Source organism: Polynucleobacter paludilacus (assembly GCF_018687595.1).
GTDB classification, from domain to species: Bacteria; Pseudomonadota; Gammaproteobacteria; order Burkholderiales; family Burkholderiaceae; genus Polynucleobacter; species Polynucleobacter paludilacus.
On record NZ_CP061298.1, the window covers coordinates 771,048 to 796,224 of the forward strand.

The 25,177-nt window shown below is 46.7% G+C and carries 28 protein-coding genes; 15 read left to right on the forward strand and 13 right to left on the reverse strand.

From position 1 onward, the window contains the following. The first annotated feature begins 98 nt into the window (after window positions 1-98). On the forward strand, window positions 99-1,145 hold the full coding sequence (locus AOC06_RS04125; RefSeq protein ID WP_255880054.1) for a serine hydrolase: 1,047 nt from the start codon (window positions 99-101) through the stop codon (window positions 1,143-1,145). Window positions 1,146-1,147: 2 nt separating this feature from the next. Here AOC06_RS04125 and AOC06_RS04130 read toward each other — a convergent pair whose 3' ends face one another. The 11 genes from AOC06_RS04130 to AOC06_RS04180 all read right to left on the reverse strand — a co-directional run bounded on the left by AOC06_RS04130 (window position 1,148) and on the right by AOC06_RS04180 (window position 11,047). Further along, window positions 1,148-1,960, reverse strand: a complete 813-nt coding sequence (locus AOC06_RS04130) for an IclR family transcriptional regulator (RefSeq protein ID WP_215381432.1) — start codon at window positions 1,958-1,960, stop codon at window positions 1,148-1,150. 91 nt (window positions 1,961-2,051) lie between these two features. After that, complete coding sequence (locus AOC06_RS04135; protein WP_215381435.1) at window positions 2,052-3,086, reverse strand: quinone-dependent dihydroorotate dehydrogenase; 1,035 nt, start codon at window positions 3,084-3,086, stop codon at window positions 2,052-2,054. A gap of 9 nt (window positions 3,087-3,095) precedes the next feature. After that, entirely contained in the window at window positions 3,096-3,842 is a 747-nt protein-coding gene (locus AOC06_RS04140) for an arginyltransferase (RefSeq protein WP_215381438.1), read from the reverse strand. Beyond that, the gene (gene aat, locus AOC06_RS04145) at window positions 3,839-4,576 is read right to left on the reverse strand and encodes a leucyl/phenylalanyl-tRNA--protein transferase (RefSeq protein WP_215381440.1); all 738 of its coding nucleotides are present in this window, start codon (window positions 4,574-4,576) and stop codon (window positions 3,839-3,841) included. Before aat ends, AOC06_RS04140 begins: the two co-directional genes overlap by 4 nt. A 12-nt stretch (window positions 4,577-4,588) precedes the next feature. After that, window positions 4,589-5,149: an NUDIX hydrolase gene (locus AOC06_RS04150; RefSeq protein WP_215381443.1), complete on the reverse strand. Its 561-nt coding sequence runs from the start codon at window positions 5,147-5,149 to the stop codon at window positions 4,589-4,591. A 9-nt stretch (window positions 5,150-5,158) separates the two neighbouring features. Then, window positions 5,159-6,988, reverse strand: coding sequence for a bifunctional chorismate-binding protein/class IV aminotransferase (locus AOC06_RS04155; protein ID WP_215381446.1), 1,830 nt, complete (start codon window positions 6,986-6,988; stop codon window positions 5,159-5,161). A gap of 34 nt (window positions 6,989-7,022) precedes the next feature. Then, window positions 7,023-7,598 carry a peptidylprolyl isomerase gene (locus tag AOC06_RS04160; RefSeq protein WP_439650696.1) on the reverse strand — a complete coding sequence of 192 codons (576 nt, stop codon included), beginning with the start codon at window positions 7,596-7,598 and terminating at the stop codon, window positions 7,023-7,025. Between the two features lie 51 nt (window positions 7,599-7,649). Continuing rightward, window positions 7,650-8,963, reverse strand: a complete 1,314-nt coding sequence (locus AOC06_RS04165; protein WP_215381450.1) for a replication-associated recombination protein A — start codon at window positions 8,961-8,963, stop codon at window positions 7,650-7,652. An 11-nt stretch (window positions 8,964-8,974) separates the two neighbouring features. Next, window positions 8,975-9,454: a DUF3429 domain-containing protein gene (locus tag AOC06_RS04170; protein WP_215381452.1), complete on the reverse strand. Its 480-nt coding sequence runs from the start codon at window positions 9,452-9,454 to the stop codon at window positions 8,975-8,977. 29 nt (window positions 9,455-9,483) lie between these two features. After that, entirely contained in the window at window positions 9,484-10,338 is an 855-nt protein-coding gene (locus AOC06_RS04175) for a 3-hydroxybutyryl-CoA dehydrogenase (protein WP_215381454.1), read from the reverse strand. Window position 10,339: 1 nt separating this feature from the next. Next, the gene (locus AOC06_RS04180; RefSeq protein WP_215381802.1) at window positions 10,340-11,047 is read right to left on the reverse strand and encodes a glutathione binding-like protein; all 708 of its coding nucleotides are present in this window, start codon (window positions 11,045-11,047) and stop codon (window positions 10,340-10,342) included. Window positions 11,048-11,179: 132 nt separating this feature from the next. On the opposite strand from AOC06_RS04180, the gene yaaA reads away from it, so the two are divergent. Together yaaA and AOC06_RS04190 are read left to right on the forward strand one after the other, a co-directional pair. Next, window positions 11,180-11,956: a peroxide stress protein YaaA gene (yaaA, locus tag AOC06_RS04185; protein ID WP_215381456.1), complete on the forward strand. Its 777-nt coding sequence runs from the start codon at window positions 11,180-11,182 to the stop codon at window positions 11,954-11,956. Between the two features lie 2 nt (window positions 11,957-11,958). Beyond that, a complete protein-coding gene (locus AOC06_RS04190; protein ID WP_215381457.1) occupies window positions 11,959-13,170 on the forward strand; it encodes a DUF2863 family protein in 1,212 nt (403 codons plus the stop codon). Between the two features lie 52 nt (window positions 13,171-13,222). Here the strand turns inward: AOC06_RS04190 and AOC06_RS04195 are convergent, their stop codons facing one another. After that, entirely contained in the window at window positions 13,223-13,600 is a 378-nt protein-coding gene (locus AOC06_RS04195; protein ID WP_215381459.1) for a hypothetical protein, read from the reverse strand. 14 nt (window positions 13,601-13,614) lie between these two features. Further along, on the reverse strand, window positions 13,615-14,604 hold the full coding sequence (locus tag AOC06_RS04200; RefSeq protein WP_215381462.1) for a malate dehydrogenase: 990 nt from the start codon (window positions 14,602-14,604) through the stop codon (window positions 13,615-13,617). Window positions 14,605-14,771: 167 nt separating this feature from the next. Here AOC06_RS04200 and AOC06_RS04205 point away from each other — a divergent pair, with 167 nt between their 5' ends. From AOC06_RS04205 to asd, 12 genes are all read left to right on the forward strand, one after another. Then, window positions 14,772-15,509 (forward strand): GntR family transcriptional regulator, encoded by a 738-nt coding sequence (locus AOC06_RS04205; protein WP_215381465.1) that lies wholly within the window; start codon window positions 14,772-14,774, stop codon window positions 15,507-15,509. Window positions 15,510-15,645: 136 nt separating this feature from the next. Beyond that, entirely contained in the window at window positions 15,646-16,065 is a 420-nt protein-coding gene (gene sdhC, locus AOC06_RS04210) for a succinate dehydrogenase, cytochrome b556 subunit (protein ID WP_215279053.1), read from the forward strand. A 9-nt stretch (window positions 16,066-16,074) separates the two neighbouring features. Further along, the gene (sdhD, locus tag AOC06_RS04215) at window positions 16,075-16,440 is read left to right on the forward strand and encodes a succinate dehydrogenase, hydrophobic membrane anchor protein (protein ID WP_215381468.1); all 366 of its coding nucleotides are present in this window, start codon (window positions 16,075-16,077) and stop codon (window positions 16,438-16,440) included. Between the two features lie 4 nt (window positions 16,441-16,444). Beyond that, on the forward strand, window positions 16,445-18,223 hold the full coding sequence (sdhA, locus tag AOC06_RS04220) for a succinate dehydrogenase flavoprotein subunit (RefSeq protein ID WP_215381470.1): 1,779 nt from the start codon (window positions 16,445-16,447) through the stop codon (window positions 18,221-18,223). A 27-nt stretch (window positions 18,224-18,250) separates the two neighbouring features. After that, window positions 18,251-18,955 (forward strand): succinate dehydrogenase iron-sulfur subunit, encoded by a 705-nt coding sequence (locus AOC06_RS04225; RefSeq protein ID WP_215381472.1) that lies wholly within the window; start codon window positions 18,251-18,253, stop codon window positions 18,953-18,955. A gap of 4 nt (window positions 18,956-18,959) precedes the next feature. Continuing rightward, window positions 18,960-19,229, forward strand: a complete 270-nt coding sequence (locus tag AOC06_RS04230) for a succinate dehydrogenase assembly factor 2 (RefSeq protein WP_215350902.1) — start codon at window positions 18,960-18,962, stop codon at window positions 19,227-19,229. A 77-nt stretch (window positions 19,230-19,306) separates the two neighbouring features. Then, window positions 19,307-20,620, forward strand: a complete 1,314-nt coding sequence (gltA, locus tag AOC06_RS04235) for a citrate synthase (RefSeq protein WP_215381484.1) — start codon at window positions 19,307-19,309, stop codon at window positions 20,618-20,620. A gap of 7 nt (window positions 20,621-20,627) precedes the next feature. Next, window positions 20,628-22,037: a 3-isopropylmalate dehydratase large subunit gene (gene leuC / locus AOC06_RS04240; protein WP_215335575.1), complete on the forward strand. Its 1,410-nt coding sequence runs from the start codon at window positions 20,628-20,630 to the stop codon at window positions 22,035-22,037. A gap of 7 nt (window positions 22,038-22,044) precedes the next feature. Next, window positions 22,045-22,239, forward strand: a complete 195-nt coding sequence (locus AOC06_RS04245) for a hypothetical protein (protein ID WP_215381486.1) — start codon at window positions 22,045-22,047, stop codon at window positions 22,237-22,239. A gap of 2 nt (window positions 22,240-22,241) precedes the next feature. Next, entirely contained in the window at window positions 22,242-22,889 is a 648-nt protein-coding gene (gene leuD, locus AOC06_RS04250) for a 3-isopropylmalate dehydratase small subunit (RefSeq protein ID WP_215381488.1), read from the forward strand. A 23-nt stretch (window positions 22,890-22,912) separates the two neighbouring features. After that, window positions 22,913-23,983, forward strand: a complete 1,071-nt coding sequence (gene leuB, locus AOC06_RS04255; protein ID WP_215381490.1) for a 3-isopropylmalate dehydrogenase — start codon at window positions 22,913-22,915, stop codon at window positions 23,981-23,983. A gap of 34 nt (window positions 23,984-24,017) precedes the next feature. After that, complete coding sequence (asd, locus tag AOC06_RS04260) at window positions 24,018-25,175, forward strand: aspartate-semialdehyde dehydrogenase (RefSeq protein WP_215381493.1); 1,158 nt, start codon at window positions 24,018-24,020, stop codon at window positions 25,173-25,175. Window positions 25,176-25,177: the final 2 nt, after the last annotated feature.

Genomic DNA, 25,177 nt, shown 5'->3' on the forward strand with positions numbered 1-25,177 from the left:
AAAAACTCGAGTTTGCTTGACAGTTTCTTTATCATCATGGTTGTTGACAGTTTAGGAAGGTATTTGGGATGCATTTGAATCAATTTTGGCGAGTATGCTTGAGCAGCCTGTTCCTGGTTGTTATCACTTGCCATGCGCAAACCGCATCAACGTCTGGTACTAATAAAAAATCCAAAGTTAAGACCAAAACAGTTGCTACGGCTAGTAACAAAACCAGTAACTCACCCCCAGCTGCTCCTACAGCCAATTCAATTAAAACGAATTCAAAAACTGCTAAAAAACCAAGAGGTGTTAGGGTAACGGTTACCCGAAAAGCAGCCCCCGCCATAGAGGCAAGACCTTCCTTCGCCACTGCAATGGGTTTACGAGGTCAGCGCGACGAACTCAGCCTCAAGTCTAGTGTTGCGATCGTCGTCAATCAAAATACCAAGGAAGTGTATTTTGAGAAGAATCCTAATGTGAGCTTACCGATTGCTTCGATCACCAAGCTGATGACAGCGATGGTGGTATTAGACTCCCAGCTACCATTAGATGAAAACTTAACCATTAATGCCGACGATGCTTATATTTATAAGCATTCCCGTTTGGCTGAGGGCACGGTTTTGAGTCGTGAAGATGCCTTGCATCTGGCCTTAATGTCCTCCGAGAACCGCGCTGCTTACACCTTGGGTCGCAATTATCCAGGCGGTATCCCAGCTTTTGTTGATGCCATGAATCGCAAAGCCAAAGAGATTGGGATGGAGCATTCGCACTATGCAGATCCAACCGGCTTGCTTAGTGAGAATGTGTCTTCTGCTGAGGATTTGGTTCGGATGCTCAATGCGGCTTACCAATATAAAATGATTCGGGAGTTCTCTACCTGGCCCGACTTAACAATGGTGATTCGTAATCGGCCACAAAAATTCTTGAACACCAATCGTCTAGTGCGATCCGGTGATATGGATATTGGTCTGCAAAAAACGGGTTTTATTAATGCTGCCGGTAAATGTTTGGTGATGCAAGCACGTGTGAACAACACGCCACTTTTACTGGTCTTCTTAGATTCAGTAGGAACTCAGTCCCGCTTTGCTGATGCCGTTCGAGTTCGTGATTGGTACTCTCATATTCCACTTGGCGAAGTGCAGCCAATTCGTCGCTTGATGTAGGCCTAAGCTTCTTTGCTTGCGCCTTTAAAGCCAATGCCCTTTGAGATTTGCAGGGCCGTTTCTTGAAGCGCCTTAAGCCAGTCGGGCTGTATACGATCCGTTGGTGCGCTTAAAGAAAGTCCAGCCACTAATTTGCCTGTGTCATCAACAATCGCTGCTGCGACACAACTTACACCCAGTTCTAACTCTTCATTGTCCTTGGCGCTACCAAGATCGCGTACGCGAGTGAGTTCGGTTTCTAGGGTCTTTAAATCGGTAATGCTATTTTTGGTATGACCCGATAAACCAGTCCGAGTGACATAGGCCCTGACTTGGCTAGGATCATCATGCGATAGAAAGAGTTTGCCGACCGAGGTGAGGTGAAGCGGGGCACGACCGCCAATCGCTCGAACGACTTGCATACCCGAACGTTCGCTGTAGGCTCGATCAACATAGACGATTTCATCACCTTGGCGCACGGATAAATTGATGGTTTCGCCAGTGAGTTTATGCAATGCTCGCATCGGTCCTTGAGCTGCTTCTCTTACTGAAAGTCGAGCTTTGACAAGGTTGCCGAGCTCTAATAAACGCAGACCCAGCCGATATGTGCCGCCATCGCCCCGTTCAACCAGCCGACAGGCAACCATGTCATTCAAGATGCGATGCGCAGTAGAAGGGTGTAAGGCGGTTTTTTCTGCAAGGACTTTCAGGCTACTGGATTCTTCATGCTCCGCTAAGGCATCGAGCAGGTTCATCATGCGTTCCACTACTTGGATCGCAGTTTTACCGACTACATCAGTTTTTTTGGCGTTCGCTATGGGTTTATTCGTATCCATATGGCAATTGTAGCGATTCTCAATCAAATTGCATATTATGAAATATTAATGACAGTCCCCCTTTGGAGTTAAAAAAGGGCACCAGTAGCAATTAAATGCCTTTGAGAGCCATTGCACATTCTGATATTAATCTCGGGCCTCGATAGATCAGTCCGGTATAGATCTGAACTAGACTTGCTCCAAGGTGTACCTTTTCCAATGCATCACTTCCAGACATAATGCCGCCTACGCCAATAATGGGGAGCTCGCCTTGAAGTCGTGCCTTCAGTATTTTGAGTACATGATTAGATGGACTTTTCACTGGTGCACCCGATAAGCCTCCAGACTCATTGCTTGAAGGTAGGTCTTGCACAGCAGAGCGATCAATGGTTGTGTTGGTGGCAATGACTGCATCGATGCCAAATTCCATCAATAGGTCCGCAATCAAATGAATATCTGTTTCATCTAAATCAGGCGCGATCTTTAAGAAAAGAGGCTTGCGCACACCAAAACGATCACTTAATCGCTGTCGTGCAAAATCTAAACTACCAAGCAGATTGCGTAACATCGCTTCGCCCTGTAATTCACGAAGATTTTTAGTGTTTGGAGAGGAGATGTTGACGGTAATGTAGGAGGCAATTTCATAAACGGCATTCATGCCCAAGACATAATCATCGGCGGCTTGATCAATTGGGGTGATGGCATTCTTGCCAATATTTAAGCCAACAATGCCGCCACTTTGCCAATATGGGGATTGACGAACACGTTGCACACAAGCCTCTACACCATCGTTGTTGAAACCCATGCGATTGATGAGCGCGTTGGCCTCACTGATTCTAAACATGCGGGGTTTGGGATTGCCGGGCTGGGGAAGCGGGGTAACGGTACCAATCTCTAGGAAGCCAAAGCCTAGGCTAGCTAGTGCATCAATGTGTCTGCCATCTTTATCAAGACCAGCTGCTAGCCCAATGGGATTGGGTAAATGAAGGCCACAAAATTCACGTGGATCAGGGGCTGGTTTAGTAATGCAGTATTGCAAAAGCCCCCATTGTTGAGTCTTATCGAGTGAGGCGAGGGTGAGGTTATGAGCTTGCTCAGGTTCTAGAGCAAATAAGCAAGGCCGTAGGAGTCGGTAACTATCGAGCATGAAAGCGAATTATCCCTCAGTGAGAAACTGCCAATGGTCATCAATCAAACCTTCAATCGGTTTGTAATTGATCTTATAGGACATTTTTTCACTATCTTTGATGTAATACCCCAAGTAGAGATAGGGAAGCTTGAGTTCTAATGCCTGTTGAATCTGCCACAAAATACTATAGCTTCCGTAGCTGGCGCTGGGATCGCTCGTATCGTAGAAGGTATAGACCGAAGAAATGCCTTGATCAAGCAGATCAATCATGCTGACCATCCGTAATCGGCCAGGATGAGCGTCATTTGGCCCATCGCGAAACTCAACGATACGAGAATTCACACGACTCTGAATCAAAAACTGCATGTATTGATCTTGATCATCACGATCCATCTCACTGCCAGCGTGCCTGGTATTTTGATATTGTTGATAGAGTTCGTAATGCTCTGCTTGATAACCTAAATACAAAACATGGGCTTGTAATCCTTCATGTCTTTTAAGTGCTCGACGTTGACTGCGATTGGGCGTAAATTCATTAGTCAGAATGCGAGTTGCAATACAGGCCTTGCAGTAATCACAGTAAGGGCGATAGGTATATAGACCGCTGCGACGAAAACCGGCGTTGACTAACTCGCTGTAAACGTCCGCATGAATTAAGTGTGAGGGTGTAGCTACTTGAGAGCGAGCTGTCCGATTGGGAAGATAGCTGCACTCATAGGGAGCAGTGGCATAAAACTGCAAAGTGGTTAAGGGGAGTTCTTTGAGCTGCGTCATAGCCAGTGTTGAAGAATCTGTTTAGTAAAGTTCCATGGTAACTCTATCTTAGTTTGATTTAGCGAGGTCTGCAGTGATTGCAAGAAGGCCTTCCGTTCAATTGGGGCTGCGCCTAGTGAGCGTAGATGGGCAGTTTCTTGTTGGCAATCGATCATCGGGATGCCATTTTGGACACAAAAAGCGCTAAGGGCAGCTAGAGCAATCTTTGAGCCATCTGCTTGCCTGCTAAACATGGATTCACCAAAGACGGCCTTACCAAAGCAGACGCAGTAGAGACCGCCAACCAAGACTCCGGTGTCCATTACAGCAATGCTATGGGCTCGGCCTTGTTCAAAAAGTGCGGTGTATGCATCCACAATTTCATGAGTGATCCAGGTACCATCTTGGCCTTTACGTTCACTGGTTGCACAAGCGCGCATGATCGTCGAAAAGTCTTGATCAACGGTAATGGTTTTCGATTCATCAGCGATGAAGTGACGTAAAGTTTTCTTTAAAGAGCCGCTACATTTAAATTGATGTGGTATGAGCACCATGCGGGGATCAGGGGACCACCACAATACGGGTTGGTTATCTGAGTACCAAGGAAATATGCCCAGTTGATAAGCAGATTGCAATTGACCGGGGTATATACGCTCGCTAACGGCAAAGAGGCCTGGAACATTGGCATCTGGATCGCATGTTATTAATGGATCTGGGAATGGCTCGTTAGGACCCAGCCAAGGTATACGATTCATCAATCCGGAGGCTTATATTTTTTCACCACGAGCAATATCGCGGGTGTGAACCATCATTGCGTCAAGTTGATTTAAGCGTCCTGCAGCTCGATCAGCGAAATACCACTCCAGTGTTTGCTTGACAGTAGGAAAAGCTAAATCTTGCCAAGGAATATCTTTTTCTAAAAATAATGCCACTTCTAAACTTTCAACGCCAGCCTCAAACTCGGGGGTTCTCATTTGAGCCAAATAGAACAGATGAACTTGCTCGGCATGCACAACATCTAATAGAGAAAATAAGGGGCCAATATCTACAGTTGCACCGGCTTCTTCCATGGTTTCTCTGACAGCACCCCCACTACAGGTTTCACCGATTTCTAAAAAGCCTGCTGGTAGGGTCCAATATCCGTAACGTGGTTCGATAGCCCGACGACATAACAGGACTTTATCGCCATGCACTGGAATGCTACCGACTACATTGCGGGGATTTTCATAATGAACCATGCCACATTGCTCGCAAACAAAGCGCTCGCGAGAATCATCTGCAGGAATTCGCAGAACTAGGGGTGAGGCACAATCGGAGCAAAACTTCATGAAGTCTTTCTATAGATGCGCAGGAACTACGCCACGCAATGCATTGGTGATCACTATTTTATCTGCCTGGAGTACATCATCTATAGTTAGGTTCATCTCGCGGGCATTCCAGCTAGGGTCGCCAAGAATCTGGGCCCGCATTATCCCAGGAAGAAGTCCTGCGCTGACTGGAGGGGTAAGCCATGCTGTCGTATTGGGCTTTCGAATAAAGAGACTACTTCGACCTCCTTCAGTAACAAAGCCGTTTTCATTGAGGAAGAGGGCATCAAATCCCCCTTTTGCTTCTGCCAATTGCCATGCTCGGTCATACCAGGTCCGAGAGTGCGACTTATGCTGAAGTAAGACATTTTGTGATTGCATCACTGCATACCTTGGATCAGGTAGTAAATCACTTGCCCAAAAGAGTTTTACAGAATCAGAGAGAGGGCTCAGCTCTGAAATACTATGCGACAGCTCGCCGGTTGGACTTAAATCCAATCTGAAGCGGTGTTGCTGTGATAACGATGAACCCCACTTGTATACGTCGAACACTTTTGCAATGTATTGCTCAACCCCATTACGCTCAAACGGGATGCCTAGGTATTTTGCTGAATGTTGAAGTCGGTCAAAGTGTCGATCTAAAAGCTGTGCTGTGCCATGCTGGATGAGAATGGTTTCAAATAAGCCTACAGTGCTCGTGAGTTCAGTCAGAAAAGCAGATTTAATCTTACATTCTTCCCATTCCTCATCCGCCTTAGACTCAATGGTGATACCAGCACCAACACCCATAGTCAAAGTGGAAGCCTGTTCACGCTCTGAATGTGTAATTTCTAACGTGCGAATGGGTACGCTTAAGGCAAAGCGTTGATCGGGATCTAACCAACCAATTGCCCCACAATAGTAGCCACGTTCAGGCTCAAGTTGCTGAATCACTTCCATGCTCCGCTTTTTAGGCGCCCCTGTAACAGACCCACAGGGAAAAACAGCTCGTAGGATTTCTTCGAAAGAGACCCCCTTTTTTAGTGTGGCCTCTACCGTTGAGGTCATTTGCAAGACATCGCCATGTCTTGCTACCTCAAATAATTGAGAGACTTTAACCGAACCCGTTTGAGCTACTCGCCCCATATCATTGCGCAGCAAATCCACGATCATGACATTCTCAGCTTGATTCTTGGGATCCCGAGCAAGTTCAGACCCATTGCTATTGAGGGCACTTGCAGTTCCTTTCATTGGCATGGCCAGTAAGGTATCGCCATTTCGCTGAATGAACAGCTCGGGGGAGTGCGACAAAATAGAGCGCTTCTCGGATTGGATAAAGGCGCCATAACGCCCCGGCTGACGTTTACGCAGGCGATTGTAGAGAGCTAATTCTGAACCATAAGCTCGTCCCTTAAGGCGATAGGTGTGATTGATTTGGTATACATCGCCCGCCAAGATCCATTCTCGAATTTGATCTAAATCTGATGAAAATTGGGCAAAATCAATTGAGGTATTGAGATCTGATATGCCGGAGTAGGTTTCGTTTTCGGGCAGTCGATTGATGCTCGATACGAGGAACTCATCGACGGCTTCCTTAGATAGCTCGTCATACTTCACATAAGACCAAGCCTCAATCAGGGGATGATCATTTGCTGATAGCTTGAGCCCCTGAAAGTACAGGCCTAACTCATAGGCCAGGGCGATCACCAGATATTCTCCTCTGGCGGAGGCCTCAGCTAATTCTATGAAAACGCCTTCAAGAGCAGTCTGATTTTCTTTAGCTTGCTCGCTGGGATAAATGCACCAATAGTGAAGGGCGTCTTGATAGAGGCGACTAGTGGGATTGCTTGCGGTACTTTCTGAATCATCTAACAGAATCATGGCAAACAATCCCCAAGCGTAATAAACAGAGTGATTATTTCAATATGGTGGCTGATTCAATCGTCACTGTCTTGCTAGGTACATCGCCCATGCGACCCATGCGTGGTGCATTAGCGACCATAGTTGGAATTTGACGTATAGCATCAATCGTTTGAGTGCCGGAAATCACCTTGCCAAAAACGGTATAACCATTACCCATGGCATTCGGGTAGTCGAGTCCTTGATTGTCTTTGACGTTGATAAAAAACTGTGCTGTAGCAGAATCAGGATCCGATGTGCGTGCCATCGCAATGGTATAGACCTGATTTTTTAAGCCGTTTTGTGCTTCAGAGACAACCGGAGCATTGGTTGGTTTTTGTACTAGGTCAGGTGTAAATCCACCACCCTGAATCATGAAACCATCAATCACGCGATGAAAGATCGTACCATTATAAAAACCACTTTTTACGTAGTTTAGAAAGTTTGCCGTGGTCTTTGGTGCCTTATCTGCATCCAGCTCAACTACAAAGTTGCCCATTGTCGTTTTAAATTCAACCTTAGGCCCCGCTAAAGCGAGTTGGCTTGTGAAACAAGCAATAGTCAAAATAAAGCCAGCTAGTAAATTACGCATCATGTTTCCTTTGGGTGTTAGATAGGTGGATCGATCAATAGAGTTAGGAGTTTATGGTTTCTTTGCTTCAGTATCGAGTTGGCGTAAGAAAGCCATCTTCTCAGCAATTTGACTTTCTAAGCCACGATCAACGGGCTGATACCAATTGGGAGCAGCCATTCCCTCTGGTAGATAGCTTTCACCGGCAGCATAGCCGTGTGCTTCATCATGGGCATAGCGATAGGTTTTCCCGTGGCCGAGCTCTTGCATCAGTTGCGTAGGGGCATTGCGTAGGTGAATCGGTACTGGTCGAGTCGCATCTTTAGCAACAAACGCTTTTGCGGCATTAAAGGCTTTATAACTCGCATTACTTTTCGCAGCCACCGCTAAATACACAATTGCCTGCCCTAAAGCGAGTTCGCCTTCTGGGGAGCCGAGCCGTTCATAGGTGAGGGCGGCATCATTGGCCAACTGAATAGCCCTAGGGTCGGCCAAACCGATATCTTCCCAGGCCATGCGAATAATGCGTCTTGCAAGATAGCGAGGATCGGCGCCACCATCCATCATGCGGCAAAACCAATAGAGTGATGCATCGGGATCGGAGCCGCGAACAGACTTATGTAGGGCAGAGATTTGATCATAGAACTGATCGCCGCCTTTATCGAAGCGTCGAGTCTGCATACTGAGTGCATTGGTGATGAACTCATCATCGATTTTCTGAGTCTCTAAGTTGGATGCCGAGCTTGCATTCCGAATCTGCTCCAGCAAATTGAGCAAACGTCTAGCATCACCATCAGCATGAGCAACCAAGGTATCCAAAGCAGATTCTTCAAAGTCTATCTGCGGCATTGATGTTATCCGGGCTCGCTGAATCAGTTCTTTTAACTCAGGTGGAGATAGCGATTGCAAGACGTACACTTGCGCCCGAGATAACAGGGCTGAATTGACTTCAAATGAAGGATTCTCCGTTGTAGCGCCGATAAAAGTAAATAGACCTGACTCGACGTGAGGTAGCAATGCATCTTGTTGACTCTTGTTAAAGCGATGAATTTCATCTACAAACAAAATGGTTTGTCTGCCGTACTGCGCCATATTTTGTTCGGCACGTTCAATTGCTTCCCGAATTTCTTTGACACCCGCTAAGACAGCGGATAGTGCAATGAATTCTCGATCAAACGCTTTTGCGGATAAACGGGCTAAAGTGGTTTTGCCTACCCCAGGTGGACCCCATAAAATCATCGAGTGCGGTTTGCCTGAGGCAAAGGCGAGATTAAGTGGTTTACCTGGAGCCAATAAATGTGTCTGGCCAATGACCTCTTCAATACTTTGCGGACGCAATGCCTCAGCTAATGGCGGCGGTGGATTGCTTTCAAAAAGACCGCTCATGAGGATCTAAATCAACCTTGGATAAATAGGATAACTAATGCTGCCCAGGTTAAGCAAGCTGCAGCAACGTAGCTCAGGCGTGTGCGCATAGTCATAAAAGCTATACGTGCCGCATCATCATCAAAGTAGTAGGTATACGTATCTTGATCAATATTGCGCTGTATCACCAGAGTTGCCGCCAAAATAATGAGGCTGACAGGAATATAAATATGGAGTGCAACCCAAGCGATCAGAGCGGGGGTGATGCCCCAGATCCAGGCATTACGATCAATCCAGCGGTCACCGCTCGGTGGTTTACCAAGGGCATGTAGATTGGCGCCCCAATGCAATGCGCCCATAAAAGCCACAATGATGGCGCCATAGCTCGCAATCGATTCAGCGCTAAGGTAGTTCAGCGGAGCCGGTGCCAGTTGCACCATTAAGGCAAGGCCAATAAACGGGATCAAACCCGCATAGGCTAAATAGCGTACGACTGGCGGTAGTGGATTCACAAACTTTCCTTTAGATGTTGATATCAAGCTTACTGCTCATAGTGAAAGACGCCACGCCCGGTCTTGCGCCCAAGATAGCCAGCGGCAACCATTTCACGCAGAAGCGGACAGGGGCGATATTTTGAGTCACTAAAGTTTTCAAAAAAGACTTCCATGACCGCAAGACAAGTATCTAAACCAATGAGATCGGCCAAAGCGAGCGGACCAATGGGTTGGTTGCAGCCCAGCTTCATCCCAGCATCAATATCTTCAGGGCTTGCTAAACCTTCTTGTAAAACAAAGAAGGCTTCATTAATCATTGGAATCAAAATACGATTGACGACAAAGCCGGGTGAATTCTTCACAGTAATCGGCTCTTTACCCACGCGCTTAGCCATCTCAATGATGGCGCTATGGGTAGCATCGCTAGTTTGGAGTCCGCGTATCACCTCAACCAAAGCCATCAATGGGGGAGGGTTAAAGAAGTGCATCCCGATAAAGCGGGCGGGTTCTGAATTGAGTGCTGCGAGTTTAGTGATCGATAGTGAAGATGTATTGGTAGCAATGATGGTGTCTTTGCCAACGATTTCATCAATCTGTTGCAGAATTTTTTCTTTTACGGCTTGGTTCTCAGTCGCCGCCTCAATCACCAACCCTAGACCCTTGAGATCAGTATAAGAAGTGCTAGCTTTAATGCGTTTGAGTGCTTTATTTTTATCATCAGCGCTCAAGGTTTCTTTCTTGATTAAACGATCTAGACTTTTACTAATTTGGCTAAGGCCACGCTCTACTGCGGCCTCATTAATGTCGATCATCACAACATCTAGACCCGCCACTGCACACACTTGGGCAATGCCGTTACCCATTGTCCCGGCTCCAATAATGCCTACGGATTGAATAGTCATTTCACTTCCTTTTTTGGTACTGGCTCGCGCCGAATAAGAGGTCTCTGGCCTTGTCATCCGTTAGAGGCTTACGTAGATTCGTTAACACTTCAACACCCCGCCTAACCGCTGGTCTAGCAGAAATCTTTTCGAACCATTTCTTGAAGTGGGGGAACTCATCGATCTCAATCCCTTGATTTTTCCAATTACGAGTCCATGGAAAGATCGCCATGTCGGCAATGGAATACTCTTTACCAGCGATGAACGGGGTTTTGCTCAGTTGTTGATCTAGTACTCCGTATAAACGTTTTGCCTCATTGGTGTAGCGATTGATTGCGTACTCAATTTTTTCTGGGGCATAGATGCGAAAGTGATGGTTCTGTCCCAACATGGGGCCTAGTCCACCCATTTGGAACATTAACCATTGCAAGACCTCATACTTTGCACGCGTACTCTTTGGGAGAAATTTGCCCGTCTTAGCAGCGAGGTAAAGCAAGATCGCGCCTGACTCAAAAATGCTGATGGGTTTTCCATCGGGACCATTTGGGTCAACCATGGCCGGAATTTTATTGTTAGGGCTAATGTTTAAAAACTCAGGCTTAAACTGATCGCCTGCTCCGATATCAATTGGATGGGCAAGCCAGTCTTTCCCGAGACGGTAGCCACATTCCTCGAGCATGATGTGAACCTTGTGGCCATTTGGAGTGGCCCAACTATAGACATCAATCATTTGCTGGGCTGGTTTTTTACTCATATTGATATTCCTTGGTTGCTTTGAGCTCACGAATAGGGTAGTTTAGGCAGTAACGGGCACTTAGGTTGAGTAATCGCTAGAATGGTATAAATATTCTTAAATTGTGCCATGTTGATCGTCCTTTCCCCAGCAAAATCCCTTGATTACGAGACTCCCGCTAAAGTTAAGTCAAGTACCTTGCCTGAATTCGTTACCGAGTCAGCAAAGCTCATTGCCGACCTTAAAAAGCTTTCCCCTCAGGAGCTTGCCAAATTAATGGGTGTATCAGACCAACTAGCCGCCCTCAACGTTGGTCGTTATCGTGATTGGTCAAAGAAATTCACGCCGGAGAACAGTAAGCCTGCCATTTTTGCTTTTGATGGGGACGTCTATGATGGTTTTGATGTCAACAGCCTCAGCCCAAAGGCTATTGCGTTTGCACAGGACCACATACGGATTTTGTCGGGACTCTACGGTGCTTTGCGCCCTTTAGATCTGATGCAGCCTTATCGCTTAGAAATGGGAACCAACTTTGCGAATGCCAGAGGCAAAGATTTGTATGCTTTTTGGGGTAAGCGGGTAACTGAGGCACTCAAAAAGCTACTTGAGCAAGAAAAAGAGCCATGCTTACTGAATCTGGCTTCCGAGGAGTACTTCAAGGTAGTGCAGCCTAAAGATTTGGCTTGCAGGGTGATTTCACCTACCTTTCAAGATGCTAAGGACGGTAAGTACAAAATTATCTCTTTTTATGCCAAGCGTGCGCGAGGCTTAATGGCACGCTACGTAGTCGAAAATCGTCTTACCAAGCCGGCTGATCTAACAGGATTCAATTTAGATGGTTACAAGTACTGTGCCAGTGAGTCTAAACCCGATAAACCCGTCTTTCGACGTGCGGAGAAAAAATAAGCATGGCTATTCATCGCAGTAAAAGTTCACAAAGAAGTTCGCCTGAGACAGAACGTTTAGTGGCAGACTCTATTTCCTTGGCTGCCTCAGGGAGCCAAGTAGAAGATCGTTTTTGGGAAAACCGACTCGACGAAAGACTATTGCGCTTGCTAAAAAGTCAAAATCAAAATGTGATTGATGCTGCGCTTGATCAAACCTTCCGAATCAACACGATCGCATTTGAGGTCTTAGCAGATACTGCAGAAACTTTAGCTGAGTCCATCAGCATTCAACACGAAGGTCAGCAATGGGATGCCTTATTGCTAGCAATTCCCATTGTTGCGCATACGCGTTATCAAATTCCTTCTGGCCCATTACCCGCCAGTGTTGTAGAGGCTACCGCTCAGGCACTTCACAATACGGTGATTGCGCCAGACACGCGCTTGGCCATTGTTCCTTGGTTATATAGCATCGATCAAATGCCTCAGTCGCATTGTCAAACGCGCGTGTTAACAGAAACATTGGCTATGGCAGCAGTCACTGGCAGCGATATCAAGCTTGAGTTAAAGAATATGTCTGAAACCATTGCCGTGCTAGCCGATCCGCGCTTCATTGTGGCGGTAGCTGCCGCTCCAACTAGTTCAGCTTTATTTCGCTGGCAAGCTGAGGCTGCTCTGCGGCAAGAGCGGGGCGTGAGTCTCATTGGATGGCAGAATGCGATGCATGATCCGATCGCTTCTTTGTTGCCAGGATGTGAGTTTGAGCTTTTATTGCCAGAAGCATATTTTACCAACTGCCGTTTAGCTGATAAGCATGTTCGACCCTTAAGCATTCGTGCTGCAGTCAATTTCTTGGAGTCAACGATGGGTGTTTTACCCGCAGGACTCTCTTCAGTGGTTGGAGCCTTTGGTGAAGAGCAGGCAGATGAATATCGGATTTCTTTCAGTATCAAAGGGTCTCCTGAAATCAACTATGGTGTGATCTGGCCTTTATACGATCGAGAGAGTGTCGCTAATGATGCACTCAATGATTTGTCAGATGATGAAAGCCCGATTAAACGTATCTGTGATGCCTTGCGCGATGCTGGTGTAGAAGATGTCTTTCGTCATGCAATGCTCTTCGATCCTGAGCTCTGCGATGATTGCGGCGCACCGCTTTTCCCTGACCGCCTTGGTGAACAGGTTCATGCGGAGATGCCTGAGGATACGCCGTCACAACAACCACTATTTCATTAAACAAAAGGCCGAGAATTCTCGGCCTGTTGCATTCTCTTACGAAGTTGAAGCTTTACCGCCCTGGTGTGAAGGGCTCAGCCCCTGCAAAAAGATGCGGTAATTTTCCAGTGCGCATCTCGGCAGTTTGGCAGGAGTCTGCCAAGCGGGTGCCTGAGCGCATATTAAACAACATGGCTTTATTCTGTAAGACTACCAAATCAAAGCCGGAGTTTGTATTTTTGTAACGCAAGCTTCCGGGCAGAGATGTTTCTCGTCTCATCTCATAATTCTTAGAGTCCCAGGTTAAAACTAGATTTTCAGTGCCACCGGTCGTTTTAAATTGATGACTCTCTCCACAGCTCCAAGTGAAAGTTTCATCAGCAGCCAGGACAAAGCCACTTGATCCGAGTGCTGCAAGTGCTAACGTTACTTTAAGTAGTGTACTTTTCATTTTCTGGAACTTTCTTAAGAAAGCAAATGTTTAACACCAGCTTGCTCCTCAAGAAGCTCATTGAGGGTATGGTTCATGCGCTCGCGTGAGAACTCATCAATCTCTAGGCCTTCGACAATTTTGTACTCCCCATTTTCACAGATGACTGGAAAGCCGTAGATGACATCCTTAGGTATTCCATATTCACCATTGGAAGGAACGCCCATAGTGACCCATTTGCCATGTGTACCAAGCACCCAATCATGCATATGATCGATAGCTGCATTAGCTGCAGAGGCTGCAGAAGAAAGGCCGCGCGCTTCAATGATGGCTGCACCACGCTTACCGACTGTTGGAATATGAACTTCTTTATTCCAAACCGGATCATTGATCAGTTCTTTAACAGATTCGCCGCCAACAGTTGCAAAGCGGTGGTCAGGGTACATTGTTGGGCTGTGGTTACCCCAAACAACCAGTTTCTCGATATCGCCAACCGGTTTACCCATCTTGGCTGCGAGCTGGGAGAGTGCGCGATTGTGATCTAAGCGCAACATGGCTGTGAAATTCTTGGCTGGTAAATCGGGTGCGGATTTCATCGCAATGTAAGCATTGGTATTGGCTGGATTACCAACCACCAATACTTTAACTGTGCGCTTAGCAACCGCGTTGAGCGCTTTACCTTGTGCAGTGAAAATCTGGGCGTTGGCTGCGAGCAAATCTTTGCGTTCCATGCCAGGGCCACGTGGACGTGCGCCGACTAAAAAGGCAATATCTACATCTTTAAATGCGGTCATGGGATCAGAGTGCGCTGTCATGCCTACGAGCAATGGAAAGGCGCAATCTTCGAGCTCCATCATGACGCCTTGGAGGGCCTTTTGGGCTTTTTCATCCGGAATTTCGAGTAATTGCAATACCACTGGCTGATCTTTGCCGAGCACGTCGCCATTGGCGATGCGAAATAGAAGGGAATATCCAATTTGACCGGCTGCACCGGTCACGGCGACACGCATTGGGGCTTTTGCCATTACTTTTAACTCCAAAGGAAGGTTAATTGAGGGTTCATATCCATTCGAAAACTTTTCTATTATCCATTCAAGTGAATGAAGTTTAGATTTACACTGTCAAAGATGTCTTATATAAGACCTAGACACCCGGTGATTTTAGCGAATTCAAGTGTGAAATTGGAGATCTTGTGCCCGAGGTATTAACCGCAAGTGCGTCATTCAGCCCCCTATATCAGCAGATCAAGGCATTAATTCTGGCCAGTCTGCAGGCTGCAGAATGGTTGCCAGGCTCGCTGATTCCCAGTGAAATGGAGTTGGCGACCCGTTATTCAGTGAGCCAGGGGACGGTTCGCAAGGCGATTGATGAGTTAGCAGCCCAAAATCTTCTGGTCAGAAGACAGGGTAAGGGTACTTATGTGGCAACCCACCACGAAGAAGACTGGCAATATCGCTTCTTGCATTTGGTGCCGGATGAGGGGCAAAAGTTCCCTCTGATTAGTCAGTTTCTGGCTTGTAAAAAGGTGAAGGCCAGCGCAAAAGATGCGCAATTACTTAAATTGAAGACGGGTGATCCTCTAATAGAAGTGAATCGCGTTCAAAGCTTTGTTGGCAAACCCATTGTTTTTGAACAAATTTTACTTCCAGCGACCCGATTCAAAGAGCTTGATTTGGAGATGCTAAATTTGTGGTCTGGTCCCGTTTATGCGCTATACGAAACCCGCTTTGCAACCCATATGGTCAGAGCAGAAGAAAAAGTTAAGGCTATTGCTGCCGATGCGCTGCTGAGCACTCATCTTCATGTTCCGGTTGGGCACCCCGTCTTATTGGTTGAACGTCTGGCTTTTACCTATGGCAATAAACCTGTTGAAATCCGTAGGGCACGTTATGACACAACCCAGCAACATTACCAAAATATGCTTAACTAGATCACTAAAAAACTTAGTAAAAACCACTAAAACCTTAATTCCACCTAAAATACCTACACTTTCTGTGGTTTCCAATAGAATATGTTGCGACACAGCAAGACTGAACTGAACCTCCACCTAAATATCGAGATTGCCCATGGTTGATGCACAGCAGGACGTTAAAAAAGATAAGCCCGTATTTCGGAATATTGGCTTAGCCCAATTAATTCATTACCGACTCCCTTGGGCGGGTAAGGTGTCGATTCTTCATCGCATCAGCGGTGCTGTTTTATTTCTATTGCTCCCATTTATTTTGTATTTGCTTGATCAAAGTCTGGCATCTGAGCAAACCTATCAAGCATTTCAGGGTTTAACCAGCAATGTCTTGGTCAAACTCATTTGTTTGGGGCTGATTTGGTGCTTCTTGCATCACTTTTGTGCCGGCATTCGGTATTTGTTGCTTGATCTCGAGATCGGCATCAGTAAAACCGAATCTAATCGCTCTGCAATCATCGTTTTTTTCCTCGGCTTGGGTCTAACAGCAATCGTTGGGCTCAAAATGTTTGCCATCTACTAAGGAAACCTCATGCCTCAATATCAAATTGGACCTAAGCGCTTAGTCGTTGGTGCGCATTACGGCCTGAAAGAGTGGATCATTCAGCGCATTACGGCGATTGTGATGGTGGTGTTTACCGTTGTTCTCTTGGTTGACTATTGTGTGACTGGTGGTACTGGTTATGCGGCATGGTCAAGCCTCTTTAGCAATCAATTCATGAAGTTGCTTACCCTGTTGGCTTTGCTGAGCTTGTTCTATCACGCCTGGATTGGTATTCGGGATATCTGGATGGACTACGTTAAGCCGGTGAGTATTCGTTTGGGCTTGCAGGTATTAACCGTCTTGTATTTGGTGGCTTGCGCCGCTTACGCTGTACAAATTTTGTGGAAAGTGTAATTCGATGACCGAGATTAAAAAAGCTTTGCCACGTCGCCGCTTTGATGCAGTCATTGTCGGCGCAGGTGGTTCTGGCATGCGTGCCTCATTACAACTTGCTGAAGCCGGTTTGAATGTTGCCGTCTTGACTAAAGTATTTCCAACTCGCTCCCATACCGTAGCAGCGCAGGGCGGTATTGGCGCAGCGCTTGGCAATATGAACGAAGACAATTGGCACTATCACTTCTACGACACCATCAAAGGTTCTGACTGGTTGGGCGACCAAGATGTCATCGAATTTATGTGTCGCGAGGCGCCAAAAGTAGTTTATGAGTTAGAGCACTTTGGTATGCCGTTTGACCGCAATCCAGATGGCACTATTTATCAGCGTCCATTTGGTGGTCATACTGCCAACTATGGTGAGAAAGCGGTGCAACGCGCTTGTGCAGCGGCAGATCGAACCGGTCATGCCATGTTGCACACCTTGTATCAACGTAACGTGCGTGCAAAAACCAATTTCTTTGTTGAGTGGTTGGCTCTCGATTTGATCCGCAATGACGAGGGCGATGTGGTTGGTGTTACCGCTCTCGAAATGGAAACCGGTCAGGTCTATATCTTGGAAGCTAAGGTAGTGATGCTGGCTACTGGTGGTGCAGGTCGTATTTGGGCAGCTTCAACCAATGCCTTTATTAATACTGGTGATGGTATGGGTCTGGCTGCACGCGCAGGTATTCCATTAGAGGATATGGAGTTTTGGCAATTCCATCCAACTGGTGTAGCGGGCGCTGGTGTTCTATTGACCGAAGGTTGTCGTGGTGAAGGTGCCATTTTGCGTAATAAGCATGGTGAGCGCTTCATGGAGCGTTATGCGCCAACCTATAAAGATTTAGCGCCACGCGATTTCGTATCCCGTTGTATGGATCAAGAAATTAAAGAAGGTCGTGGATGTGGTCCTAATGGTGATTATGTCGAACTCGATTTGACTCACCTTGGTGCAGACACCATCATGAAGCGTTTGCCATCGGTTTATGAGATTGGTATTAACTTTGCTAACGTAGACGTTACCAAACAAAATATTCCTGTGGTGCCAACCATCCACTATCAAATGGGTGGTATTCCAACCAATATTAATGGTCAAGTTGTTGTGCCAAAGAACGGCAAGCCAAACGAGATCGTGCATGGTCTCTACGCGATCGGTGAATGCTCTTGTGTATCCGTGCATGGCGCGAACCGTCTCGGTACGAACTCATTGCTGGATCTCTTGGTCTTTGGTCGCGCCGCTGGCAACCACATTGTCGCTGCTGATTTGAAAAAACAAGAGTTCAAACCATTGCCTGCAAATGCCGGTGAGCAGACGCTTGCACGTATTGCGAAGTTGGATAACTCCAGCTCTGGTGAGTATGCACAAGATGTAGCCAACGACATCCGCAAGACTATGCAAACCTATGCTGGTGTTTTCCGCAACCAAGAGTTAATGGATGAAGGTCTTCGTCAGATGGCTCAGCTCACCGAGCGCGCAAACCATCTCTGGTTAAAAGACAAGTCGGAGATTTTTAATACCGCACGCATTGAAGCTCTGGAAGTGGCTAATTTGATTGAAACTGCCAATGCTACGATGACTTCTGCAGCTGCTCGCAAGGAAAGTCGCGGCGCTCATTCCCACGATGACCATCCTCATCGCGATGATGATCACTGGATGAAACACACCCTTTGGTACAGCGAAGGTAACCGCTTAGATTACAAACCCGTCGTGATGAAGCCCTTAACGGTTGAATCTGTTCCACCCAAAGAACGTACTTTCTAAGTTAGAGATCGATAAGAGAGATAAAAGATGAGTGATACCCGGATTTTTGAAATTTATCGTTACGACCCAGAGGTTGATGCAGCGCCTCGCATGCAACGCTATGAGCTGGAATTAAACGGCGAGCGCATGTTGTTAGATGCACTGATCTCCTTAAAGAAACAAGATGAGAGTATTTCTTATCGTCGTTCGTGCCGCGAGGGTGTTTGCGGATCCGATGCGATGAACATCAACGGTAAAAACGGTTTGGCCTGCTTAACCAATATGTTGACCTTGCCTAAGGTCATCACTCTGCGCCCATTACCTGGCTTGCCAGTGGTGCGTGACTTGATTGTCGATATGACCTTGTTCTTCAAGCAGTATCTCTCGATCAAGCCTTATTTGGTCAATGACAATCCGGCGCCTGAGAAAGAGCGCTTGCAGAGCCCAGAAGAGCGTGAAGAGCTCAATGGTTTGTATGAGTGCATTTTGTGCGCCTCATGCTCTACTTCTTGCCCATCTTTCTGGTGGAATCCCGATAAGTTTGTTGGTCCAGCTGGCTTGTTACAAGCCTATCGTTTTATTGCCGACAGCCGCGATGAAGACACTGCACAGCGCCTGGACAATTTGGAAGACCCATACCGCTTATTCCGTTGTCATACCATCATGAATTGCGTGGATGTATGTCCTAAACACCTGAATCCTACTAAGGCGATTGGCAAGATCAAAGAGTTAATGGTTCGTAGGACTGTCTAAGCTCATGAGTTTGAGTAATGCAGAGTTATATCGGTTAAAGAGCGATGCTCGCCGAGGATTGTTGGAAAACGATTTAATTCTGCAGCGATTTTTTGATCGTTATGCTGCTGATCTCAATGCAGAAGATGGTCAAGTGCTAAAACAGCTGCTGGCATTGGATGACAATGACTTAATGGACTTATTAATTGGTCGCAAGGATGAGTTGTCTGTTTTAAAAGAGATTTCTTTTTCTCCCGCTTATCAGAAGGTGATGATGCGATTGAGGGAAAAGTAGTTTTTATTTAAGCTGTACTTTATTTGCTGTATTTCGGAGTTTTGAATCTCAACAGATTGAAAGATTAGAGGCTAGACATGAATGAATCGAATATCAAAGCAAAACTATCATTTTCAGATGGTTCGCCAGACATTGATTTGCCAATTTATCAAGGCAGCGTCGGTCCTGATGTAATTGATATTCGCAAGCTGTATGGTCAGACTGGTAAGTTCACCTATGATTCTGGATTTTTGTCTACAGCCTCTTGTAATAGCAAGATAACCTATATCGATGGCGATAAAGGCGAGCTGCTATATCGCGGTTACCCCATTGAAGATTTGGCTGGTAAATGTGACTTCATGGAAGTTTGCTATTTGCTGATTAACGGCAACTTGCCAAACAAAGAACAAGATGCTGATTTCAAGGAAATGATCTCGCATCACACCATGGTGCATGAGCAGATGCAATTTTTCTTGCGCGGTTTCCGTCGCGATGCGCATCCAATGGCCGTCTTAACTGGCCTGGTTGGTGCGATGGCTGCTTTCTATCACGATCAGATCGACTATACCGATCCGAAGGCTCGCCAAATTGCTCAGATTCGTCTGATTGCTAAGATGCCGACTTTGGTTGCCATGGCTTATAAGTATTCTGTTGGTCAGCCCTTTATCTATCCTGATAACAGCTTGTCCTACACCGCAAACTTCATGCGCATGATGTTTGCCACTCCTTGCGAAGAATACAAGGTCAATCCCGTGTTGGTTCGCGCTTTAGATCGCATCTTTATTCTGCATGCTGATCATGAACAAAATGCCTCCACTTCCACCGTACGTCTTTGTGGTTCCTCGGGCACCAACCCCTTTGCAGCAATCTCTGCAGGTATTGCTTGTTTATGGGGGCCAGCACATGGTGGTGCGAATGAAGCTTGCTTGCAAATGCTCAATGAGATTCAGGCCAATGGTGGTGTCGATAAAATTCATGAGTTCATTGCGCAAGTGAAAGATAAGAATTCCGGTGTTCGCTTAATGGGCTTTGGTCACCGTGTTTATAAGAACTTTGATCCCCGTGCAAAACTGATGCGTGAAACTTGTTATGAGGTCTTGAAGGAGATGGGACTTGAAAATGACCCTTTATTCAAGTTAGCGATGACCTTGGAGAAGATCGCGTTAGAAGATGAATATTTCGTCAGCCGCAAACTGTATCCAAACGTCGATTTCTACTCAGGTATTGTGCAGCGCGCTCTTGGTGTGCCAACTGAAATGTTTACCTGCATCTTTGCATTAGCAAGAACCGTAGGCTGGATTGCCCAATGGGAAGAGATGATTACCGATCCTGAATATAAAATTGGTCGCCCACGTCAGCTCTATACCGGTGAAACATCACGCAAAGTGCCAGCTTTAGCAGATCGTAAATAAGGTTTTTATGTCACGTACGCTTTACGATAAATTATGGGATGACCATGTCATCTACTCCGAAGAGGATGGCACGGCGACGATCTACATCGATCGTCAGTTGTTACACGAAGTCACCAGTCCTCAGGCATTTGAAGGCTTAAACTTAGCGGGTCGTCCTGTTTGGCGTATTTCTGCCAACCTTGCGGTATCTGATCACAATGTGCCAACGACTGATCGTTCGCAAGGCATTAGCGATCCAATTTCTAAATTGCAGGTCGATACTCTCGATCAAAACTGCGATGCCTTCGGTATTACGCAATACAAAATGAATGACACTCGTCAGGGCATCGTTCATGTGATTGGACCAGAGCAGGGCGCCACCTTGCCTGGTATGACTGTTGTCTGCGGTGATTCTCATACCAGTACCCATGGTGCATTTGGTGCCTTAGCGTTTGGTATCGGCACTTCAGAGGTTGAGCACGTTCTGGCTACTCAAACCTTGCTCATGAAAAAGAGCAAGAATATGTTGGTGCGTGTCGACGGACGTTTACAACCCGGCAGCACTGCAAAAGATATCGTATTGGCTGTCATTGGCAAAATTGGAACAGCGGGCGGAACTGGTTACACAATCGAATTTGCTGGCGAAGCCATCCGCAACCTATCGATGGAAGGCCGGATGACCATCTGCAATATGGCGATTGAGGCTGGCGCTCGCGCCGGCCTGGTTGCTGTTGATGAAACGACTATCGACTATCTCCAAGGTCGTCCTTATGCACCAAAGGGCGAGGCTTTACGTCATGCTCTGCAGTATTGGCGCACCCTGCATTCTGATCCAGGCGCTCAATTTGATTCAGTGGTTGAGCTGCGTGCAGAAGAAATTGCTCCGCAAGTCACTTGGGGTACTTCGCCAGAAATGGTTTTACCCATCAGTGATCGCGTGCCTGATCCTGAGAAAGAGCGCGACCCTAATAAGCGTGATGCGATGGAGCGTGCCTTGCAGTATATGGACTTGACGCCAAACACACCGCTAAGCAATATCACCGTCGATAAAGTATTCATCGGCTCTTGTACTAATAGTCGCATCGAAGACCTGCGAGCTGCCGCAAAAGTGGTTGATCGAATCGGCAAAAAAATTGCACCGAATATTAAGCTTGCTCTCGTAGTTCCTGGATCCGGTTTGGTAAAAGCTCAAGCGGAGCGCGAGGGACTGGATCGGGTATTTAAGGCTGCAGGTTTTGAATGGCGTGAACCGGGTTGCTCGATGTGCCTCGCTATGAATGCAGATCGTCTCGAGCCTGGTGAGCGCTGCGCCTCCACCTCAAATCGTAATTTTGAAGGTCGCCAAGGCAATGGCGGTAGAACCCATTTAGTGAGCCCAGCGATGGCGGCCGCTGCTGCGATTGAAGGCCACTTTGTCGATATTCGGAAAATTTCCTAAGCTTGCTATGCGTAAAACTTCTCTCATTACTAGACTCATCTTGGTTGGCCTATTGGGCATGATCTTGACAGCTTGTGCAAACACCATGGAAGGTGTTGGCAAAGATCTGCAGAATATGGGGACTTCGATGGACCCCAAATCTTCAACTAATAATTCTTCCCAAACTAAAGGGAAAGATGTTGTTGTTACACCGGTTAAATAATTATGGATAAGTTCACCGTCTATCAGGGCTTAGTTGCTCCCTTGAATCGCGAGAACGTTGATACTGATGCGATCATCCCGAAGCAATTTTTGAAATCGATTAAGAAAACTGGCTTTGGCCAAAATCTGTTTGATGAGTGGCGTTATTTAGATCATGGCGAGCCAGGTCAAGATTGCACTAACCGTCCAATCAACCCCGACTTCGTTTTAAATCAATCTCGCTATCAAGGCGCTGGAATTTTGTTGGCCCGTAAAAACTTTGGCTGCGGAAGCTCGCGCGAACATGCGCCATGGGCTTTGTCTCAATTTGGCTTTAGAGCCATTATCGCCCCTAGTTTTGCGGACATTTTTTACAATAATTGCTTCAAAAACGGTCTATTACCGATTGTTCTTTCTGAAATTCAGGTCGATCATTTATTCAATGAAACTCAGGCCTTTAATGGTTACCAGCTGACAATTGACCTAGACAGTCAGCAAGTCATTTTGCCAGGCGGCACAAGCTATGCTTTTGAGGTCGCACCCTTCAGAAAATACTGCCTTCTCAATGGTTTGGACGATATTGGGCTAACTCTGCGCCATGCAGATAAAATTAAGGCTTACGAAGCTGAGCGCATTCTTAAAATGCCTTGGCTTGCCACCCAGTTGCCGTAGTGTCATTGAGTTAAAGGCGTTTCATGAAAATTGCAGTCCTACCAGGCGATGGTATCGGCCCGGAAATCGTTGCTGAAGCTGTTAAGGTTCTCAAGGCGCTAGTGCCCCAATTCATCTTGGAAGAGGCTCCAGTTGGTGGAGCTGCTTATGATCTGCATGGTCATCCATTACCTCCTGCTACCTTAGAGTTAGCCAAACAGGCTGATGCCATTTTGTTTGGAGCGGTTGGTGACTGGAAATATGACACCTTAGCGCGCGAGTTTCGTCCAGAGCAAGCCATTCTGGGTTTGCGCAAACACCTTGAGTTATTTGCCAACTTTCGTCCAGCCATTTGCTATGCAGAACTGACTGCCGCATCGAGTTTGAAACCTGAAATCGTTGGCGGCTTAGATATCTTGATCGTTCGAGAACTGAACGGCGATATTTATTTTGGGCAACCGCGCGGCATTCGCAGCTCAGAGTTGCCATTGTTTAAAGGTGCGCGTGAAGGTTTTGACACGATGCATTACAGCGAGCCAGAAGTGGAGCGCATTGGTCGAGTGGCTTTTGAAGCGGCTCGTAAGCGTAGCAAGAAAGTTTGCAGCGTAGATAAAGCCAATGTATTAGAAACATCGCAACTTTGGCGCGATGTCATGATTCGGGTGTCTTCAGAATATCCAGATGTAGAGCTATCCCATATGTATGTTGATAATGCAGCAATGCAGTTGGTCAAAGCACCCAAGGCATTTGATGTCGTCGTGACTGGAAACCTCTTTGGAGACATTCTTTCTGATGAGGCTGCCATGTTGACAGGCTCTATTGGCATGTTGCCATCAGCCTCTTTGGATAAGAACAACAAGGGCTTATATGAACCCAGTCATGGTTCTGCGCCCGATATTGCTGGCAAAGGTATCGCTAATCCATTGGCGACCATTCTTTCGGCTGCAATGATGCTGCGCTACTCATTGGGAATGCCTGAGCAGGCGGATACGATTGAAGCAGCAGTACAGAAAGTCCTTTCGCAAGGTCTTCGTACAGCAGATATCTATACCGCTGGAACAACGAAAGTATCTACGGTTCAGATGGGTGACGCTGTTCTAGCGGCACTCGCTTAATTCATTCATTATTTAATACAGATTAGTGGCTCATATGGGAAATCAAAATACACCAGTTGTTGGACTCGTTGGCTGGCGCGGTATGGTTGGCAGCGTTCTCATGGAGAGAATGCTGGTCGAGAAAGACTTTGATTTGATCGAGCCGGTATTTTTTAGTACCAGTCAAGTTGGCGGTGAAGTGCCTGCCTTCAATGGTCAAAAAGTCACCAAGTCTGAAACCACTTTGCAAGATGCAAATGACATTGCTTCGCTAGCTCGTTGCGACATTATTTTGACTTGCCAGGGTGGCGACTACACCAATGCCATCTTTCCAAAGTTGCGCGCAGCAGGTTGGCAGGGTCACTGGATCGATGCTGCCAGCGCCTTGCGGATGAAAGAGGATGCCGTGTTGATTTTGGATCCTGTCAATCGTCCTGTGATTGATCGTGCTTTAGCTGCCGGTGGTAAAAATTGGATTGGTAGTAACTGCACGGTGAGTTTAATGATGATGGCAATGGGCGGCTTGGTCAAAGCGGATTTGGTCGAGTGGATCAGCGCCATGACTTACCAAGCTGCGTCGGGAGCCGGCGCTCAGAATATGCGTGAGCTGTTACTTCAAATGGGTGCTTTGCGTGACAGCGTTGCTGCAGAGTTGGCTGATCCTAACTCCTGGATCTTGGATATTGATCGCAAGGTTACCGCTACTTTACGTTCTACTGATTTTCCTAAGCAGAACTTTCGTAACACCGCTCTAGCAGGTAGTTTGATTCCATGGATTGATGTTCCTGTCGAAAATGGACAGACTAAAGAAGAGTGGAAGGGCGGTGCCGAGTTCAATAAGATTTTAGGTAAACCAGCCTTTCGGACACCTGGCAGCATACCCATTGATGGACTCTGTGTGCGAGTGGGTGCGATGCGTTGCCACTCTCAAGGATTGACCGTCAAACTCAAAAAAGATATTCCGCTCAAAGAAATCGAGAGTATTTTGGCTAACGACAATCAGTGGGTCAAAGTAGTCCCCAATGATCGAGAAATGACTGAGCGCGATCTATCGCCTGCGGCAGTGAGTGGAACCTTAACCGTACCGATTGGAAGACTCCATAAATTAGCCATGGGCCCTGAATATCTTGGCGCCTTTACTGTTGGTGACCAGCTGTTGTGGGGTGCTGCTGAGCCTCTGCGTCGCATGTTGCGTATCCTCTTAGATCACTAAGG